Origin of the sequence: Rhizobacter koreensis (genome assembly GCF_013366375.1) — a bacterium.
GTDB lineage: Bacteria > Pseudomonadota > Gammaproteobacteria > Burkholderiales > Burkholderiaceae_C > Schlegelella_A > Schlegelella_A koreensis.
In genome coordinates this window covers 85807-104483 of sequence record NZ_JABWMJ010000001.1, presented here as the reverse complement: position 1 = coordinate 104483, position 18677 = coordinate 85807, and the positions used below count along the sequence as shown (strand labels likewise).

Here is an 18677-nt window from a genome sequence, read left to right as displayed (position 1 = left end):
CGGCCGCCGGGACTGGCGGCCCGGCCCCGGCGCGCGTCGGCGAGCGACGAGTTTCGTCCGCGCCACGCCATCACCGCACTGTTCGCGCAGCGGCACGGCCCGCTACGATGGCGCAGCCCTTCGCCGCTCTTCGCGATGCCCTCGCTCCGCCAGCTCTTCTACGTCAGCCGACCCACGCCGTTGTGCGGCGCTGCGACGATCCAGGACATCCTGCAGATCTCGCGCCGCAACAACCGGCAGCGCGACATCACCGGCTGCCTGCTCTACTCCGGCGACCACTTCGCGCAGGTGCTCGAAGGCCGCAGCGACGTCGTCGAGCCGCTGCTCGATCGAATCGCCGTCGATCCGCGCCACCACGAGGTGCGCGTGCTGCGTTCGATGCCGTGCAGCGCGCGGCGCTACGGCGACTGGTCGATGGGCTACGTGCACGACGGCGGCCTTGCCGAGGCACTGCACGCGCTGTCCAGTGGGCCCGCCGACCCTGCCGACGCGGCGCGCATCGACGCCCTGCTCGACAGGATGCGGACCGACCCGGTGATGGGCGGCTACTGATCGCGTGCCGCGCGCCGCTCGTGGCGCGTGCGGATCACCTCGGCAGCGCCGACGCAGACCGCGAGCCAGGCGGCGCCGAGCGCGAAGCCGGCGAGCACGTCGCTGGCGTAGTGCACCTGCAGGAAAACGCGGCTGCAGCCGATCGTGAAGGCGAGCGCGGTCGCCGCCAGCACGATCGGCAGGTGCCACGCCGGTCGGGTCCAGCGCAGCCCGAGGTAGGCCAGCATCCCGCAGATCACGACGGCGCCCGACGAATGGCCGCTCGGAAAGCTCCAGCCGGTCGCGCCGAGCAGGTCGTGCTCGCGCTCGGGTCGTGCGCGTTCGAAGATCGCCTTCAGCAGCCGGGTCAGGACGCCGTTGCCGGCGAACGCGACGGCCCACGTCCACGCCAGCAGGCGCTCGCGGCGCCACGCCAGCCAGAGCGTGCCGGCGATGCCGATCGACCACTGCGTCAGGCTGTTCGCGACCAGCGTGAAGACGGCGAAGCCGCGCAGCACCGCGATCGGCACGTGCGTGCGGATCGCGGCGGTGAGCGCCTGGTCGAGCGCGGCGACCCGGCCGCCGTCGACGATCGCCGCCGGCAGGCTGGCGAACACGACGCCAGCGCCCAGGATCGCGACGAAGCCGAGCGCCAGCGTCGCGAGCAGCGCGCGCGTCGCCGCGTGCTCGGGCAGACGCCGCCGCCGAATCACCAGGTGCTGCAGGGCGAGCCAGCCGACCCCGGTCGCGGTGACGAGCGCGACCAGGAGGGCGCCGAACACCGCGACCGCGTGCGCGCCGATGCGAGCGGCCAGATCGACGTCGACGCTCACGCGGTGCTTCCGGCCCCGGCGGGCGGCATCACAGCCGGGCAGCGCGACGCGCCGGCCCGACCCGGCGCGTCGGCACGCGCCGCGCTCACACGCCGCGCTCGGGCTGGGCGTCGCGCGGCTCGAGCAGCAGCAGCGGCTCGGGCGCGACACGGAAGCGGATCGGCGCCGTCATCCAGTCGACCTCGCCGTCCATCGCCACCTTGAAGCGTCGCCCCGGCCGGCGCGCGCTCCGCACCGTGAGGTCGTCGAGCGCGAAGTGATCCACCGCCGGCGCCTCGGCGAGCTTGCGGAACGCGCCGCGCAGCACGACGCCGAGAAGCGCCAGCAGCGGCAACGGCCGCACCAGCACCACCGCGAGCTTGCCGTCCTCGACCGCGTCGGCTTCACGCAAGCCCACGCGCTCGAGCTGGAGCCGGTTGTTGCCGACGAACAGCGTGAGCGCACTTACCGCCCGCGTGCCGCCGGCGTGCTCGAGGAGCAGACGCAGCGGACGAAAGCCGCGCGACAGCGTCACGAGCACCGCCCAGGCCGCGACCAGCCGGCTGCGGCCGAAGCGGCGCTTCTGCTCCTCGCGGTCCTCGAGCGACTGCGGGTAGAGCCCGAGGCTCGCGTTGACCAGGAACACGCGGTCGTTGATCAGCCCGACCTGCACCGGGCGCACGCGCGCGTCGAGCAGGGCGCGCGCGGCGACTGCGGCGTCGGCCGAGATGCCGTGGGTGCGGCCGAAGTAGTTGAAGGTGCCGCGCGGAATCACGCCGAACGCGCAGCCGCTGCCGAGCGTGGCATGGGCGACCGCGTTGAGGGTGCCGTCGCCGCCCGCGGCGACCACGATGCCGCCGGCAGCCTGGGCGTCGGCGACCGCGCGTGCGGCGATCGCATCGAGCTCGGCCGGATCCTCGACCCGGCGCACCTCGTGCCGGCGACCGGCCTCGCGCAGCACCCCTTCGATGGCGGCGCAGGTCTCGTCGGCAGCGCTGTGCCCGGACCCGGCGTTCAGCACGATGAAGAGCGGCGCAGCGGCCAGCGATGCAGGGTTCGGTTGGGGGGCAGCGCTCGGCATCGTGCGCGACTGTAAGCGGGCGGCGTTGCAAGCGTCGGGCGTGCGCCGGCGCTCGCCGCATTCCAAGCGGCGTTCGCGGCCGCCCGACGGCGAGGCATTCGAAACCGGCGACCCGGCGCGCCCGTCGTGGCGACACACGCGGCGCGCGCGTGGGGCGGACGCGTCGGCAGCGTGCCGTCGTGCGACACCCTCGCATGCCGAGGTCCTGCAGCGCGCGGCCATGCGGCCCCGAGCCGCTCGCGACGAAAGCCGTCGCAGCGCCTGCCTTGCCTTCGGCAACGCGGCCCCCATCTGCGAGCACTCGACCTGCCGAGGAGGCGCCGCCATGTGGAAACGTCTGACCCTGCTCTGGGCCCTCGCCCGGGGCGACGCGCGTCGGCTCTGGTTCGCGCTGCGCCACCCCGCGGCCCCGCGCTGGCTCAAGGCCGGCGCCGCGCTGATCGTGCTCTACGTGCTGTCGCCGATCGACCTCGTGCCCGACGCGCTGCCGATCGTCGGGGTGGTCGACGACCTGGTGCTGGTGCCGCTCGCGATCCGCTGGCTGCTCGACCGCCTGCCGCCCGATCTGGCGGCGGCGGTCGAGCGCCGCGCCGGCCCGCGCATGCGGGCGCGCTGACGCGCGGCTCGGGCGGCGCAACGCTGGCTTGCCGTTCGACGATCTTCTTTACACGGCGTTGACGCGGCGACGGTACGGCGGACCCGGCGGGCGCGTTCAATGGCGACATGCGTTGCGGCTGTCGCGGCGCGCCACCCAGGAGATCGACATGAACTCAATCAAGCTGGCCATCGCGGGCGTTGCACTCGCCGGCGTCTTCGGCGCCGCCTCCGCCGAGGCGCGCGGCCGCGACGACGTTCAGTTCTCGGTGACGATCGGCAACGCCGCGCCGGCGTACGTCGTCGCCCCCGCGGCGCCGGTCTACGTGCGCTCGTACGAGCGCGGCTACGTCGCCCCGCGCTACGTTCCCGGCCATCGCTACGTGCAGCGTCCGACGCGCTGGGATCGCGACGGCGACGGCATCCCGAACCGCTTCGACCGGGTCTACAACCCGCGCTGGGACCGTGACGGCGACGGCGTTCCGAACCGGTTCGACCGCCGCGACGACCGCTGGCACGGCCGCCGCTGACGGCGCGGGCGGCGGCTGGCAGGCGCCGCCTGCGCAGCGGCTTTGCGCGGAGCGGCGGTGCGGGCGTCGCGCCCGACGCCTGCGCCGGCTTCAGCCGTGCGTCGCGGCGTCGGCTGCGGCGCGCCGGGCGCCGAACAGGCGCTTGCCGAGCGTGACCATGCCCAGCACCAACGCACCGGCGGCGATGCCGACGCCGAGGTTGACGAGCATCGGCGTCAGTGCCCCGGCGAGCGCGCCGATGCCGGGCCAGTCGCCGGCGCGCGTCTCGGCCGACGCGATCATGCGGTGCAGCACCGGCACGCCGTGCGTCAGGATGCCGCCCCCGACCAGGAACATCGCGGCGGTGCCGATGACTGACAACGTCTTCATCAGCCAGGGCGCGGCCTTCAGGATCGCGCCGCCGACTGCTCGAGCCGCGGGGCCGGCACGCCGGCTCAGCCAGAGCCCGAGGTCGTCGATCTTCACGATGCCGGCGACCACACCGTAGACGCCGATCGTCATCGCGATCGCGATGCCGACCAGCACGGTGACCTGCGTCGCGAAGGCCGCGCCGGCGACGGTGCCGAGCGTGATCGCGATGATCTCGGCCGAGAGCACGAAGTCGGTGCGGACCGCGCCCTTGACCTTGGCGCGCTCGAACGCCACCACGTCGACCGCCGGATCGGCAAGCGCGCGCACCACCTCCGCGTGCCGCCCGGCGTCTTCGTCGCGCCCGTGCAGGAAGCGGTGCGCGAGCTTCTCGAAGCCTTCGTAGCAGAGGAAAGCGCCGCCGACCATCAGCAGCGGCGTGACGAGCCACGGCGCGAACGCGCTGATCAGCAGCGCCACCGGGACCAGGATCGCCTTGTTGAGCGCCGAGCCCTTGGCGACGGCCCACACCACCGGCAACTCGCGGTCGACCCGAACGCCGGTCACCTGCTCGGCGTTCAGCGCAAGGTCGTCGCCGAGCACGCCGGCGGTCTTCTTGGCCGCGACCTTGGTGAGCACCGCGACGTCGTCGAGAACCGACGCGATGTCGTCGATGAGGGCGATCAGGCTGCTGCCGGCCATGCGAGCGTCTGGGAAACCAAGGTCGGCGGATCGTAGCGGGGCCGAGTCGGGCGTGCGGCAGCGGCCGTGCGCGCGTCCGACGATCGCGTCGGCGCGGCGGCGTCGCCGGCGACGGCAGCCGACAGCCGATCCGGTCGCGCGTGCCGAATCGGACGCGGCGGCGATGGCCTTAGTTCAGGCTCGCGGCCAGCGCCGCCGCGGCGCGCTCGAACGCCGCCTGCCGCGCGGGGTGCACGAGCGCGAAATTGAGGAACCGCCAGGTGGGGTCGCCCTCGATGCGCCGCACCGGCTGCGCACCCCGGTCGGTGAGCCAGTAGTAGCGGTAGCCGAGCGGGTCGAAGCGCTCGTGCAGGCGCGCCTCGGTCATGCCGTGAAGCACCTCGCAGATGATCGTCGGCAGGTTGCGTTCGAGGGTGCGCTCGCCCCCGGCGAACACTTCCGGCTCGGTGCTCTCGGTGTCGACCTTCATCAGGTCGACGCTCTGGATGCGCTGCTCGGCGCAGATTTCGTCGAGCGTCACCGCGGCGACCGTCACCGGTTCCGCCGCAGGCCGGAAGCCGTGCAGCGTCGACGCTTCGGTCGGCATCTCGCCGGCCGGCACGTAGAGCGTGATCGTGCCGGCGTGCGACGTGACGGCGCAGTCGTGCACGCGCACGCGGTCGAGGCGATTGAGGCTCAGGTTCTCGCGCAAACGTGCCGCGATGCGCGGCACCGGCTCGAACGCGTGCACATGGGGAACGCCGTTGACGCCCGCGATCAGGCTGTAGACGCCGGTGTTGGCACCGATGTCGAGGAAGGTGCGCGCGCCCGGGACGAGCCGCGCGAAGAGGGCGAGTGCCTCGCCGCCGTGGCTTGCCGCGGCGCTGTCCCGCAGGCTCACCGTGGTGGGGTCGGTGACCATCGTGAAGCGCCGGCCGGGGAGGGAATCGACCGCCACGAGGCCCGAGAACCAGGTGCGGTTCAGCAGCGCCGCCGGCATGCCGGCGACCCAGCGCCGCGGCAGCGCACCGGCAAGGGTCTTGAGCGGCCCGGCGAGGCCGGTGGCCCGCATCAGATCGAGTCCCATTGCGATCGGCTTCATCGGCGTTCCCCCCGCAGTCGCTTGGAGCGGCGCAACCGGGCCGAATCTGCGCGGATTCGCGATACTGCGCAACCCCGTCCGCTCCGCCCCGGCCTGCGTTCGCGTGGCCTTCGCGCGCGCGTTCCACCGCCTTGGCTACGCTCCCTGCCCGCCCGCGCCCCCGTTGAGCCCCGCGACCTTCGTCATCATCGGCAGCGGCATCGCCGCCGCCTCGCTCGGTTACTTCCTCGCGCCGCATGCGCGGGTCGTGCTGCTCGAGCGCGAGGAGCAGCCCGGCTACCACTCGACCGGGCGTTCGGCGGCGCTCTTCATGGAGAGCTACGGGCCGCCGCAGGTGCGCGCGCTGACGATGGCGAGCCGGGCGTTCCTCGAACGCCCACCGGCCGGGTTTGCCGAGCACCCGATCCTCACGCCGCGCGGCGCGCTGATGGTCGCGGAGCCGGGACAGGACGCGCTGCTCGACGCGCATTGGGGCGTGATGCAGACGGTGTCTCCGACGGGCCGCCTGCTCGACGCAGTCGGGACGCGTGCGCTGGTGCCGGTGCTGCGCCCCGAGCGCGTGCTCGGCGGCGTGTACGAGCCGGACGCGATGGACATCGACGTGCATGCCTTGCACCAGGGCTACCTGCGCGGCATCCGCGCGTCGGGCGGCGAGCTCGTCTGCGGCGCCGAGGTGGTCGCGATCGAGCGCGCGGGTGCTGGGCGCGAGCGCTGGCGTGTCAGCGCTGCGAGCGGCACACGCGTCGATGCCGATGTCGTGGTGAATGCCGCCGGCGCGTGGGCCGACGTGGTCGGCCGCATGGCCGGTGCGCGGCCGCTCGGCGTGGTTGCGAAGCGCCGCGCCGCGTTCGTGTTCGCGCCGCCCGAGGGCATCGACAGCAGCGCCTGGCCGCTGTTCGGCGGCGTCGACCACACCTGGTACGTGAAGCCCGACGCCGGGCAACTGCTCGGGTCGCCGGCCAACGAGGACCCGGTCGAGCCGCAGGACGTGCAGCCCGACGAGCTCGACATCGCGCTGGGTGTCGACCGCATCCAGGCGATGACGACGCTCGAGGTGCCCCGCGTGATCCGCCGCTGGGCCGGGCTGCGCTCGTTCGTCGCCGACGGCGACCTGGTCGGCGGGTTCGATCCCGAGCTCGACGGCTTCTTCTGGGTCGTCGGCCAGGGCGGCTACGGCATCCAGACCTCGGCCGCGATGGGCGAGGCGTGCGCCGCGCTGCTTCGCGGTGCACCGCTGCCGGCGCACGTCGCGCGCTTCGGGGTCGGTGCGGCGACGCTGTCGCCGGCGCGGCTTGCGACGCCGGGCTGACGCGACGCGAGCGGCTGCAGTCTCGCCGACCGCCGACTCCGGTCGATCGACGAGGCGACCGGGTGGAGTCGTGCACCACGCGCCTTTCGGCGCGCGCCGCGGACCGTCAGCCGTTGCCGTTCGCGTCGGTGGGAGACGCCGCGCTCACGATCGGCCGCTCGCCCACCTGCTGCCGCCACATCGCGTAGTAGAGACCTTTCGCCTCGAGCAGCGCGGCGTGGCCGCCCTGCTCGACGATGCGGCCCTTCTCGAGCACGACGATGGTCTCGGCGTGGCGGATCGTCGACAGGCGGTGCGCGATCAGGATGGTGATCTGGTTGGCGCGCGCCGACACCGAGCGCATGGTCTCGGCGATGCGTTCCTCGGTGATCGAGTCGAGCGCCGAGGTGGCCTCGTCGAAGATCAGGAGGCGCGGCTGGCGCAGCAGGGCGCGCGCGATCGAGAGGCGCTGGCGCTCGCCGCCCGAGAGCTTGATGCCGCGTTCGCCGATCACCGTGTCGAGGCCCGCGGGCGAGCGCGCGAGGAGCGCTCCGCAGGCCGCCTGCTCGAGCGACACCAGCAGCTCGGCGTCGCTCGCATCGGCCTTCGCGAAGCGCAGGTTGTCGCGGATCGTGCCCGCGAAGAGGTGCGTCTCCTGAGTGACGAACCCGATCTGCCTGCGCACCGGGTTGACGCGCAGCTGCCGCGTCGGCACGTCGTTGTAGAGCACCTCCCCTGAACGCGGCGTGTAGAGCCCGACCAGCAGCTTCACGAGGGTCGACTTGCCCGACCCGGACGGCCCCACGAACGCCAGCGTGTCGCCGAGGCGTGCCTCGAAGCTGACGCCATTGAGGGCATCTTCGCTCGCGCCCTTGTGCCGGAACGTCACGTCCGCGAAGCGCACGCTGTGCAAGGCGCCGATCTCGACCGGCGCGGCTGGGCGGCGCTCCACCGGCCGTGCCATCAGCGCCGCGAAGTTGGCGAACGACGCCTCGGTCTCGCGGTACGCCAGGATGAAGTTTCCGAGCTCCTGCAGCGGCGCGAAGATCGCGACCGAGATGAACTGCATCGCGACGAGCTCGCCCGGGCTCAGGATGTCGCGGAAGATCAGCCAGAGCAGCGCGAACAGGATCGAGAGCCTGAGCAGGCTGAGCGTCGTGCCCTGCAGGAACGACAGCAGCCGGATCCGCTTCACCTTCTGCATCTCGAGGGCGAAGATCTTCAGCGTCTGCGCCTGCAGCCGGCGGATCTCGACGAAGGTGAGGCCGAGGCTCCTGACCAGCTCGACGTTGCGGAACGACTCGCTGATGAATCCCGAACTGCGGTTGGTCTCGCGCACGATCGAGCGCTGCTGGGTCTTGATCTCGCGGCTCAGCAGCCCGGTGAGGCTGCCGAGAACCAGCACGCCGACGAAGAACACGGGCACCAGGGCCCAGTGCTTCGTCAGTGCGTACCAGGCGAGAAAGGCGATGCCGACCCCTGCGGCGAACGCCGTGTTGATGAAGGTGTTGATGAAGCGCTCGCTGTCGGCGCGCACCTTCTGCAGCATCGAGAGGACCTCGCCACTGTTGAGGTCCTCGAACTCCTGGAATCTGAGGCGTAGCGTCTGCCGCAGCCCGTCGTTGAAGATGCGCGTGCCGAAGCGCTGCACGATGAGACGCGTGACGTATTCCTGCAGCGCCTTGGCAGGGCGCGACGCCACAGCGACCAGTACCGCAAGGCCCAGGAGGCGCAGCACGCCGGCCACGCGAGCGTCGTCGGCGAGTTCGCCCCCGCGGATCGCGTAACGGTCGATGAGGGTCCCGAAGATGATCGGGTCGACGAGGGCGAGCACCTGGCTCGCCGCGGCCAGCAGCAGGGCGAGGCCGGCAAGCGCCCGATGCGGGCGCAGGTAGCTCCAAAGGGCGCGCATCGCGCCGAGACTAGCGGCTGCGCGTCACGTGCAGCCGGGGCCGCGGCAGGCAGCGCACCCGGCGCGGCCGCGGCTCGCCGTCAGTGCAGCAGTTCGGGGACGCGCTCGGACCCGGCCGGGTCCAGCTCGACGACCAGCGTGGCGGCGCCCGTGCTGCGGCACGCAAGGCCGCCTCGCGAAAGCGCCGCGCTGCCCTGCGAGCGCGATGCCGGCGCTTCGAGCGCCTCTGCATCGGCGTCGAGCAGCTCCATCCCGAAGCGGTCGATCCAGTCGGCGATGTCGATCAGGGAAGAAGCCATTTGCGCACGCTACCGTGGGGTGTTGCAAACCGCCATCGTTCGAAGAGGGGACGGACCGCAGCAGTCGAGTACTTCACACAAGGCGATGCGCTCTGCGGCCTTTTCGCATCGCGGCATCGTCGGGCAACCCGGATACCCGCGAACGATTCGCGCGAAGAAATGGCGCGGCTCCTACGGACCGTGTCGTCCACGTCCGACGCCAGCGGCGGGCGATGCGGCTACCTTCGCGCCATGCCCGTGCGCTCCATCGCGTCGCTGTCGCTCAGCTTCGGACTCGTCGCGATTCCGGTGAAGGTCTATTCGGCGACCGAGAGTTCCGCGGCGGTCCGGTTCAAGCTGATGGGGCGCGGGGGCACGCGCCTGCGTCAGCAGTACGTCGCGGCCGAGGAACCCGACGACGAGCCCGACGCAAGCGAGAGCGACCGCGGCGAGGCGATCCCTGCGCAGGCCGCGCCGGAGATTCGAAGCACAGTCGCTGCACTGGCGCCGCCGACCCTGGCGAACCGCGCCATACCCGCTGCAGCGCCGGCGTCGCGCTCGCAGCCGGCCGAGCGTGCGGCGAGCGCGCCCGCCGGCGCGGCGGGTCACTCGCCGAGCGCGCAACCGATGGCGCTGCTGCCGGAGCCGCCAGCGGCGCCGGTCGTGATCGAGCGCGCCGACATGCTCAAGGGCTACGAGTACCAGAAGGGCCGGTTCGTGCTGTTCACGCCGGCCGAGCTGAAGGCGCTGGCCGACGCGTCGCGGCAGACCATCGACATCGTGTCGTTCGTTCCCGAGCGCGCGGTCGACCCGATCTACTACGACAAGGCTTACGTGCTGGCGCCCGAGAAGGCCGGCCGCAAGCCCTACACGCTGCTGCTGCGCGCGATGCAGTCGACCGGGCGGTCGGCGCTCGCGCGCTGGGCGTGGCGCGCGAAGGAATACGTGGTGCAGATCCGCGCCACCGAAGGCGGGCTCGTGCTGCAGCAGCTGCTCTATGCCGACGAGGTGCGCGCGCTCGGCCAGTTCGGCATCGAGCTCGCCGAGGTCGGTGCCGGCGAACTCGCGCTCGCCGAGCGGCTGATCGAGCAGATCGCGGAAGAGCGCTACGACCCGACGCGCTTCGTCGACGAGGAGAAGCAGCGCATCCTCGCGGCCGTCGAACGCAAGCTCGCGGGCGACGCGGTCAGTCAGGCACCGGCCCCGAGCCCGCCCGGGCAGGTGATCGACCTCATGGCGGCGCTGCGTGCAAGTCTTGCGGCAAGTGCGGAGACCACCGCGCCGGCACCGGCTCGGTCGTCCCGCAAGACGGCGGCTGCCCCGGCGACACGGCGTCGCGCCGTGGACGGCGAACCTGCCGACATCCGCAGCGCGCTCGCCGAGCGCCGGCCCGCGCGCCGCGCCGCGGCGCCGCCCGCCGCTCCCGCGAAGGCCGCACCGCGCAAGGCGCGCGTGCGTTGAGCCGCGGACGCAGGAGCCGGCGATCGCTCGCTCCTCGTGTCAAGGCCCGTCGGGGCGCCGCGCCGGCACCCCGCGACAGGGGACCCGGCCGCGCACCGCTTCCCTCGCGATCGCCCGCCCGCACGCGAGGAGGAGGGACGCGCCTCCGGCCCCGGGCTCCGTAACATCAGGCAACAACCATCCGTCCGGCAAACCGCGCCACCCGGCGCGCCGGCGCCGAGCGGAGCGGCTGCCGGAGCTCGTGATGCGTTCCACTTCCGCCTGCGCGACGCCGAGACCCTGCCGGGGCGTGCGTCTGCTCATCGCCTCAGCGCCCGCCGTGCCTCGATCCGCTCCGCTCGCCGCGCCCTCGCCACTCCGGCCACAGCCATCGACACGGGCGGTATCTGCCGTCCGGCCGTGCGCCTGCGGTCGATGAGCGGGGCTCGCGTCCTCGCGCGGCTGCGCGACGCGATCGTGCCGCCGGGCGACGTCAAGCAGGCGGTGCGCATCCGCCGCTTCCTGCTCGCCTCGGGGATCTACGCGACGTGCGTGCCGCTGCTGGTGCTCGGGCACGCGCTCGGGCTCGGCCCCGCCGAGGGAGTGCTCGGCGTCATGGCGTTGATGCTCGCCATCAACCTCGGGCTCTACGCCGCGTTCCGCGCGCGCCTGAACCTGCGCTTCGCCGACCCGAGTCTCACCGCGGTTCAGACCGTCGCCGCGATCGTCGCGGTGATGGCGGTGGTCTACGTGGCCGACGGCGAGCGCGCCCTTGCCCTCGTGCTCTGCCCGGTGGTGCTGATGTTCGGCGCGTTCCGCTTCGACACCCGCGACTTCCTCAAGGCGACCTGGCTGGTGCTCGTCGGCTACGCCCTCGTCATCGCGCTGCTGCGCGCGTTCAAGCCCGAGGTGACGGTGCTCGGTGCCGAGCTTTACCGCTGGCTCGTGCTCGCGGTCGTGCTGCCGTGCTTCGCGCTGATCGCGGGCAAGGTCAGCGAGCTGCGCCGCAACCTGAAGAAGACCAACGTCGAACTCGGCCAGGCGCTCGAGACGATCCAGCAGATGGCGAGCCACGACACGCTCACCGGTCTGCCCAACCGGGCGCTCTTCAACGGTTCGCTGCAGCACGCGATCCGCCGCGCCGACCGCCACGGCATCGTGCTCGCGCTGTTCTTCATGGACCTCGATCGCTTCAAGCACATCAACGACACGTTGGGCCATCACGTCGGCGATCTCGCGCTGAAGGAGGCGGCGCGGCGCCTGGGCACCTGCATCAGAGGCAGCGACATGGCGGCGCGGCTCGGCGGCGACGAGTTCGTGCTGCTGGTCGAAGGCTTCAGCGATCCGGCCGCGCTGGTCGAGATCGCCGAGCGCGTGCTCGGCGTCATGAATGAGCCGATGACGATCGACCGCCACGAGCTCAACGTGTCCAGCAGCATCGGCATCTGCATGTATCCGGCCGACGCGCAGGACGCGCAGTCGCTGCTGGCGAACGCCGACATCGCGATGTACGCGGCCAAGCGCGAAGGCCGCAACGGCTACCACTTCTATTCGCCGCGCATCAACCCGCATTCGGCGCAGAAGCTCGCGCTCGAGGCCGACCTGCGGCGGGCCCTCGGGCGCGATCAGTTCGAGCTGTACTACCAGCCGCGCGTGCGTGTCGACACCGGCCGGGTCACCGGCGTCGAGGCGCTGCTGCGCTGGCGCCACGCCGATTCGGGTCTGCTGCTGCCGGAGCGCTTCATGGCACTGGCCGAGGAAACCGGGCTGATCGTGCCGATCGGGCTTTGGGCGCTGCGCAGCGCGTGCCTGAGCGCGCAGGCGTGGCTGCAGCGCGGCATCGTGTTGCCCGTGGCGGTGAACCTGTCGGCGCGCCAGTTCCATCACGGGCGCCTGTTGGCCGAAGTGGCCGAGATCCTGCGCACCAGCGGGCTGCCGCCGCGGCTGCTCGAGCTCGAGCTCACCGAGACGGTGGTGCTGCAGAACCCCGAAGCCGGCATCGGGATCATGCAGGGGCTCCTCGACATGGGAGTGAGGCTCACCATCGACGATTTCGGCGTCGGCCCGTCGTCGCTGACCCACCTCAAGCGCTTGCCGATCGCCAACCTCAAGCTCGACGGCGATTTCGTGCGTGCCCTGCCCGACCAGCGGGCGGACGTCGCGGTGGCGCGCGCGGCGATCGCGATGGCGCACACGCTCGGCATCAACGTGGTCGCCGAAGGCGTCGAGACCGACCGCCAGCTCGAGCTGCTGCGCATCGAGGGCTGCGACGAGTTCCAGGGCCACCTCTGCCAGCCGGCGCTCGGCCAGGCGCAACTGCTGCGCTTCGTCGAGTCGCGCCTCACCGCACCGCCGGTCGAAGCGCGGGCGCACGCGTCGGCGCCGACCGCATGATCGAACTGCACTACTACCCCGGCAACGCCAGCCTCGCGCCGCACATGGTCCTCGAGGAGATCGGCGCGCCGTATGGCCTGCGGCTCGTCGATCGCGACCGGCAGATGCACAAGTCGCCGGCGTACCTGGCGCTCAATCCGAACGGCCTGATCCCGGTGCTGCACGACGGCGACCTCGTGCTCTACGAATCGGCCGCGATCTGCCTGCACCTGGCCGACACCCACCCCGCCGCCGGGCTGCTGCCGCCGCTCGGCAGCGCGGCGCGCGCGCACGCCTACAAGTGGCTGGCGTGGCTCACCAACACGCTGCAGTCGACCCTGCTGGCCTACTTCTATCCCGAGCGCTGGGCCGCCGACGCCGACGCCATCGCGCAGGTGAAGGCGCACGCCGAGGCGAGGGTCGGCACCCTGCTCGATCAGCTCGAGGCCGAACTCGCGCGTCGCGACGGCCCGTGGCTGCTCGGCGAGGCGTACGCCGTCGTCGATCCCTACGCGCTGATGCTCTGCCGCTGGACGCGTGGCTTCGGACGGCCCGCACGCGACCTGCGCCGTCTCGGCGCGTATCTGCAGCGCGTGATCGCGCGGCCGGCGGTGCAGCGCGCGATCGAGCAGGAAGGCTTGACCGGCGCCTTCGTCTGAGCCGGGGCCAGGGTCGAGACCCACCGCGGTAGTCGCCCGGCCCGCACCTGCGGACCGCCGTGCGACGTTAGCCTCGCGCGATGGACTCGTTGATCGCCGCTTCGGCGCGCGCGCTCTCGGCCGGCGATCCGCTCGGCGCGCTCAAGCGCGTCGCGCTGCGCGACGACCCGCCGGCACTCGCCCTGCGCGGGATCGCGATGGCGCAGCTCGGCGAGCTCGCGCGCGCCCGCGAGCTGCTGCGCGAGGCGGCGCGCGGGTTCGGCGCGCACGAGGCGCTGGCGCGCGCGCGCTGCGTGGTCGCGCAGGCCGAGGTGGCGCTCGCGCTGCGCGATCTCGGCGCTGCGGCGCGCGGTCTCACCGCGGCGGCCGCGGTGCTCGCGGCGCACGGCGACCTTGCCAACGCCGCGCACGCGCAGCTGATCGACATCCGTCGGCTGGTCCTCGTCGGAAGCCTCGAGGCCGCCGCGGCGGCGCTGGCTTCGATCGAGACCGGGCGACTGCCGCCCGCGCTCGCGGCGCTCGCCACGTTGCTCGCTGCCGAGCTCGCGTCTCGCGGCCTGCGCGTGGAAGCCGCGCGCGATGCCCTGGCGCGCGCCGAGCAGGCGGCCCGGCGCGCCAACGTGCCGGCGCTCTCCGCCGAGGTCGCCGACGCCGCGGCAGCGCTCGCGCGGCCCGCCGCCGTCCGCATCGTGCGCGGCGTCCCCGAGCCCGTCGACCTGGCGGCGGTCGCTGCGCTGCGCGCCGGCGACGCGTTCGTCGTCGATGCGTGCCGGCGTGGCCTCCACGTCCGCGATCAGGGGCTCACGCTGGCGCGGCGGCCGATCCTGTTCGTCCTGCTGCGAACGCTGGCCGAAGCGTGGCCGGACGACGTCGACCGCGAAGCCCTGATCGCGCGCGCCTTCCGCACGCGGCAGCCCGACGAGACGCATCGCGCGCGTCTGCGCGTCGAGATCGGACGGCTGCGCGCACTCGCGGCACCCTTCGCCCGCATCGTTGCGACGCCGCGCGGCTTTGGCCTGCAGCCGCTCGGCGCGCGCGAGGTGGTGGTGCTGGCGCCGCCGATCGACGATGAGCCCGGGGCGCTGCTCGCGCTGCTCGCGGACGGCGCGGCGTGGTCGACGTCGGCGCTCGCGCTCGCGGTCGGCGCGAGCCAGCGCCAGGTGCAGCGCGAGCTCGCCGAGCTCGAGGCGACGGGTCGCGTGCGGGCGCTGGGGCGCGGGCGCGCGCAGCGCTGGCTCGCCGCGCCGCTGGCCGGTTTCACGACGATCTTGTTACTCCCCGCCGCGCCGGGCCCTGGCTAGATTGACCGAACGGCACCGATTCCGGCGCCGATCGAAGGAGTTCCGATGACCACTTCCACCCTTTCCCGCCAGGAGCCGGCGGCGCGCCCCGCCGAGATCGTGCGCGAGTACGGCCCGTTTCCCGGTGCCGAGCGCATCCACGGCGTCAGCCACGACGGCCGACGTGTCTGGGCTGCCACCGGCGAACGCCTGATCGCGTTCGATCCGGCGACCGGCGACGCGGCGCAGAGCGTCGACTGCGCGTGCGATGCCGGCACCGCGTTCGACGGCACCCACCTCTACCAGATTGCCGAGTCGCGCATCGACAAGATCGACCCGACCTCGGGCCGCGTCGTCGCCTCGATTCCGGCGCCCGGAGCCGGCGGCGACTCCGGGCTCGCCTGGGCCGACGGGAGCCTCTGGGTCGGCCAGTACCGCGATCGGCGCATCCATCGCATCGACCCCGAGACCGGCAAGGTCCTGCGCACCATCGAATCGAACCGCTTCGTCACCGGCGTGACCTGGGTCGACGGCGAGCTCTGGCACGGCACGTGGGAGGGCGACGCCAGCGAGCTGCGGCGCGTCGACGCCGCGAGCGGGGCCGTGCTCGACCGTCTCGCGATGCCGGCCGGCACCGGCGTCAGCGGACTCGAGTCGGACGGCAACGGCCTCTTCTACTGCGGCGGCGGGTCGAGCGGCACCGTGCGCGCGGTGCGGCGGCCGACGCGAAAGGTCGCGGCCGCAGTCGACGCGGACTGAGACGGCGACGTCCTCGCGAGGCAGGCGGATCGCCGCCTGTTCGCGCGGCGGGCTCGCAGCGCCCGGCTACGGCTTCGCCGCACCCGGCTCCGGCCACATCGGCTCGCCGCCCGACAGCTCCTCCCAGAGCTTGGCCATGCGCAGCACGCCGATGTCGTCGTGGCGGCGGCCGGCGATCTGCAGGCCGATCGGCAGGCCCTCGCGCGTGAAGCCGGCGTTCACGCTGATCGCCGGCTGCTCGCTCATGTTGAACGGCAGCGTGAACGCGATGTGCTCGAACGGCTGCGTCGGGTCGTCGAGCGGCGACGCCGACTCGGCGGCGAACGCGGCGATCGGCGCGGTCGGCGACAGGACCGCGTCGTACGGTTGGCAGGCCGCGACCGCGGCATCGCGCATCGCGGCCATCTGGCTGAAGCCGCGGAACACGCGCTCGCCCGAGAGGCCCTCGCCGCCGCGCGCCCACTCGGCGATGTACGGCAGCACCTTGGCCTGGCGTTCGGGCGGCAGCGCCTTGAAGTCGAGCCAGGCGCGCATGCGCCAGAAGTCGTCCATGCCGTCGATCATCGCGCGCGTCATGAAAGGTCCGACCCTTTCGACGTTGGCGCCGGCGGCTTCGAGGCCGCGTGCGGCGGCTTCGATGGTGGCCGCGATCTCGGGGTCGACCGGGAGGCCCCAGCCGGCGTCCATCTGCAGGCCGAGCTTGAGGCCGCGCGCGTCGCGCTCGAGCGCGAGCCAGTCGATCGACTGCGGCGGCAGGCTCGATGCGTCGCGCCAGTCGGGGCGGCTCAGCACGCCCATCATCAGCGCGGCGTCGGTCACGTTGCGCGTCATCGGGCCGGCGACTCTCCCGGCGTACGGCGGGTCGATCGGCACCCGGCCGAGGCTGGGCTTGAGGCCGACGATGCCGCACCAGCCGGCCGGCAGGCGGATCGAGCCGCCGATGTCGGTGCCCACGTGAAGCGGCGCGTAGCGCCCGGCGCAGGCCGCCGCCGCGCCGGCGCTGCTGCCGCCCGGGTTCCTGCGCGTGTCCCACGGGTTGCGGGCGAGCGGGTGAAAGCTCGACAGGCCTGAAGAGAGCATGCCCCAGTCGGGCATCGTCGTCTTGCAGAGGATCACCGCACCCGCTTCGCGCAGGCGCGCCGCGGGCGGTGCATCGCGCGCTGCCGGCGTCAGCTGCGTCGCCGCGGTGCCGAGCGGCACCGGCACGCCGGCAGTCGCGACGTTCTCCTTGATCGTCACCGGCACGCCGTCGAGCGCGCCCGGCTGCTCGCCCGACTTCGCGCCGCGCCAGCGCGACTCGGACGCGCGTGCCGCCGCCATGGCGGCCTCGGCATCGAGCGCATAGGTGGCGTGCAGCAGCGGCTCGAGCGCCTCGATGCGGGCGAGCGACGCCCGCGTCACCTCGACCGGCGACAGCGCGCGCGTCGCGTAGCCACGCAGCAACTCGGCCGCGCTCAGCGCACAAAGGTCCTCGGCCACGCTCATGGCTGCACGCGGCCTATTGCCAGCTCAGTGCCGCGAGGTCGTTCGCGTAGACCGGCGAGCTGCTCCAGACGCCCTTCAGGCGCTTGTTCGAGATCGCGAACTGCGGCAGCTGGAACAGGAACGCGTTGACCGAGTCGTTGGCCAGGTGGCGCTGGATGTCGCCGAGCAGTTTGGTCCGACCTTTCTGGTCGGTGGTGCTGTTGTACTGGGCGAGCAGGTCGCGGAACGCCTTCGAGTCGTAGCCGTAGTAGTAGCTCGGGTCGCCGTACTTGTCGAAGTCGAGCGGCTCGACGTGGCTGATGACGGTGAGGTCGAAGTTGCCCTTGAATGTGCCCGAGAGCCACTGCGCCCATTCGACGTTCTCGATCTTCGCGTTGATGCCCACCTTCGCGAGCTGCGCCGCGATGATCTCGCCGCCCTTCCTCGCGTACTGCGGCGGCGGCAGGGTCAGCGTCACGTTGAGCGGCGTCGCGACGCCTGCTTCCTTGAGCAGCGCACGCGCGCGCTCCGGGTTGTAGGGGTTGACGTTGGTCAGATCGATGTAGCCGGCGTCGCTCGGCACCAGATGGCTGCCGATCGGAACGCCGTGACCTTCGAGCGCGCCGTCGATGATCGCCTTGCGGTCGATCGCGGCGGCAACCGCGCGTCGCACCCGCACGTCGTCGAACGGCTTCTTCTTGTTGTTGATGGTGAGGATGGTCTTGCCCTCGGTGCCGCCGATCGCGACCGTGAAGCGCGGGTCGTTCTGGAACTGCTTGAGGCTTTCCGCGGCCTGCAGGCGCGGGATCGCGTCGACGTCGCCGGCGAGCAGCGCGGCGACCTGCGCCGCCGGGTCGCTGATGAAGCGGAACGTCACGCGCTTCATCTTCACGGACGCGGCGTCGCGCCACGCGTCGTTCTTCACGAGCGTGAGCGACGAGCCCTTGGCCCAGTTCTCGAACTTGAACGGCCCGGTGCCGATCGGTCGCGTGGCCGTCGTCGCCGCGCTCTTCGGGTCGAGGATGACGGCGGTGTTCTCGCCCATCCGGAACAGGAAGTTGCCGTCGGCCTGGTTCAGCACCACGATCACCGTCGACGGGTCGGGCGTGTCGATGCGGCTGATGTTGTCGAACACCGCCTTCTTGGCCTTGTTGGTCGAGCCGGCGGCCTTGGCGCGCTCGAAGGTGAAGCGCACGTCGCTGGCGTCGAACGCCTCGCCGTCGTGGAACTTCACGTTCTTGCGCAGCCGGAACGTGTAGAGCTTGCCGTCCGGGTCGATGGTCCAGCTCTCGGCCAGCAGCGGCGTGATCCGGCCGTCCATGTTGATCTTCACCAGACCTTCGAGGACGTTGTAGTGGACGATCTCGCCGATCGCCGCGGCCGGTGCCATCGTCGGGTCGAGCCCGGGCGCGGGCTCGAGCACCATGCCGAGGACGACGCTGTCCTTGCGCGTCTGGGCCTCGGCGGGGGCGGCGGCGAGCAGCGCCGCGCTGCCGAGAAAGGCCGCGAGCGCGGCCACGGTGGTCCTGAAGATCGTCGTCATCA

The 18677-nt window shown here is 72.5% G+C and carries 17 protein-coding genes; 9 read left to right on the top strand and 8 right to left on the bottom strand.

Annotated features, from left to right (window positions below):
• The first annotated feature begins 135 nt into the window (after window positions 1–135).
• Window positions 136–552 carry a BLUF domain-containing protein gene (locus HQN59_RS00465; RefSeq protein WP_176065011.1) on the top strand — a complete coding sequence of 139 codons (417 nt, stop codon included), beginning with the start codon at window positions 136–138 and terminating at the stop codon, window positions 550–552.
• Here HQN59_RS00465 and HQN59_RS26710 read toward each other — a convergent pair.
• Both HQN59_RS26710 and HQN59_RS00455 read right to left on the bottom strand, forming a co-directional pair.
• Window positions 546–1364 carry a phosphatase PAP2 family protein gene (locus tag HQN59_RS26710; RefSeq protein ID WP_176065009.1) on the bottom strand — a complete coding sequence of 273 codons (819 nt, stop codon included), beginning with the start codon at window positions 1362–1364 and terminating at the stop codon, window positions 546–548. The genes HQN59_RS00465 and HQN59_RS26710 overlap by 7 nt on opposite strands.
• Window positions 1365–1449: 85 nt before the next feature.
• Entirely contained in the window at window positions 1450–2424 is a 975-nt protein-coding gene (locus HQN59_RS00455) for a diacylglycerol/lipid kinase family protein (protein WP_176065007.1), read from the bottom strand.
• A 325-nt stretch (window positions 2425–2749) separates the two neighbouring features.
• On the opposite strand from HQN59_RS00455, the gene HQN59_RS00450 reads away from it, so the two are divergent.
• The gene (locus HQN59_RS00450; RefSeq protein WP_176065005.1) at window positions 2750–3040 is read left to right on the top strand and encodes a YkvA family protein; all 291 of its coding nucleotides are present in this window, start codon (window positions 2750–2752) and stop codon (window positions 3038–3040) included.
• A 148-nt stretch (window positions 3041–3188) separates the two neighbouring features.
• Window positions 3189–3548 carry a hypothetical protein gene (locus tag HQN59_RS00445; RefSeq protein WP_176065003.1) on the top strand — a complete coding sequence of 120 codons (360 nt, stop codon included), beginning with the start codon at window positions 3189–3191 and terminating at the stop codon, window positions 3546–3548.
• 90 nt (window positions 3549–3638) lie between these two features.
• Here the strand turns inward: HQN59_RS00445 and HQN59_RS00440 are convergent, their stop codons facing one another.
• Both HQN59_RS00440 and HQN59_RS00435 read right to left on the bottom strand, forming a co-directional pair.
• Complete coding sequence (locus HQN59_RS00440) at window positions 3639–4598, bottom strand: DUF808 domain-containing protein (protein WP_176065001.1); 960 nt, start codon at window positions 4596–4598, stop codon at window positions 3639–3641.
• A 169-nt stretch (window positions 4599–4767) separates the two neighbouring features.
• A complete protein-coding gene (locus HQN59_RS00435; RefSeq protein WP_217703794.1) occupies window positions 4768–5679 on the bottom strand; it encodes an FkbM family methyltransferase in 912 nt (303 codons plus the stop codon).
• 163 nt (window positions 5680–5842) lie between these two features.
• On the opposite strand from HQN59_RS00435, the gene HQN59_RS00430 reads away from it, so the two are divergent.
• The gene (locus HQN59_RS00430) at window positions 5843–6988 is read left to right on the top strand and encodes an NAD(P)/FAD-dependent oxidoreductase (RefSeq protein ID WP_217703793.1); all 1146 of its coding nucleotides are present in this window, start codon (window positions 5843–5845) and stop codon (window positions 6986–6988) included.
• Window positions 6989–7094: 106 nt separating this feature from the next.
• On the opposite strand, the gene HQN59_RS00425 is transcribed toward HQN59_RS00430, so the two are convergent.
• Both HQN59_RS00425 and HQN59_RS00420 read right to left on the bottom strand, forming a co-directional pair.
• Window positions 7095–8879, bottom strand: a complete 1785-nt coding sequence (locus tag HQN59_RS00425) for an ABC transporter ATP-binding protein (RefSeq protein WP_176064995.1) — start codon at window positions 8877–8879, stop codon at window positions 7095–7097.
• A gap of 80 nt (window positions 8880–8959) precedes the next feature.
• Window positions 8960–9178, bottom strand: coding sequence for a hypothetical protein (locus HQN59_RS00420; RefSeq protein WP_176064994.1), 219 nt, complete (start codon window positions 9176–9178; stop codon window positions 8960–8962).
• Between the two features lie 231 nt (window positions 9179–9409).
• On the opposite strand from HQN59_RS00420, the gene ku reads away from it, so the two are divergent.
• From ku to HQN59_RS00395, 5 genes are all read left to right on the top strand, one after another.
• The gene (gene ku / locus HQN59_RS00415; RefSeq protein ID WP_176064992.1) at window positions 9410–10618 is read left to right on the top strand and encodes a non-homologous end joining protein Ku; all 1209 of its coding nucleotides are present in this window, start codon (window positions 9410–9412) and stop codon (window positions 10616–10618) included.
• Window positions 10619–11032: 414 nt separating this feature from the next.
• Window positions 11033–12991 carry a putative bifunctional diguanylate cyclase/phosphodiesterase gene (locus HQN59_RS00410; protein WP_176064990.1) on the top strand — a complete coding sequence of 653 codons (1959 nt, stop codon included), beginning with the start codon at window positions 11033–11035 and terminating at the stop codon, window positions 12989–12991.
• Window positions 12988–13629 carry a glutathione S-transferase family protein gene (locus HQN59_RS00405; RefSeq protein ID WP_176064988.1) on the top strand — a complete coding sequence of 214 codons (642 nt, stop codon included), beginning with the start codon at window positions 12988–12990 and terminating at the stop codon, window positions 13627–13629. Before HQN59_RS00410 ends, HQN59_RS00405 begins: the two co-directional genes overlap by 4 nt.
• Before the next feature lie 80 nt (window positions 13630–13709).
• A complete protein-coding gene (locus tag HQN59_RS00400) occupies window positions 13710–14930 on the top strand; it encodes a helix-turn-helix domain-containing protein (RefSeq protein ID WP_176064987.1) in 1221 nt (406 codons plus the stop codon).
• 45 nt (window positions 14931–14975) lie between these two features.
• On the top strand, window positions 14976–15668 hold the full coding sequence (locus HQN59_RS00395; RefSeq protein ID WP_176064985.1) for a Vgb family protein: 693 nt from the start codon (window positions 14976–14978) through the stop codon (window positions 15666–15668).
• Between the two features lie 66 nt (window positions 15669–15734).
• On the opposite strand, the gene HQN59_RS00390 is transcribed toward HQN59_RS00395, so the two are convergent.
• A complete protein-coding gene (locus tag HQN59_RS00390) occupies window positions 15735–17153 on the bottom strand; it encodes an amidase (RefSeq protein ID WP_176064983.1) in 1419 nt (472 codons plus the stop codon).
• A 13-nt stretch (window positions 17154–17166) separates the two neighbouring features.
• Window positions 17167–18675 (bottom strand): ABC transporter substrate-binding protein, encoded by a 1509-nt coding sequence (locus HQN59_RS00385; protein WP_176064981.1) that lies wholly within the window; start codon window positions 18673–18675, stop codon window positions 17167–17169.
• Window positions 18676–18677 lie beyond the last annotated feature (2 nt).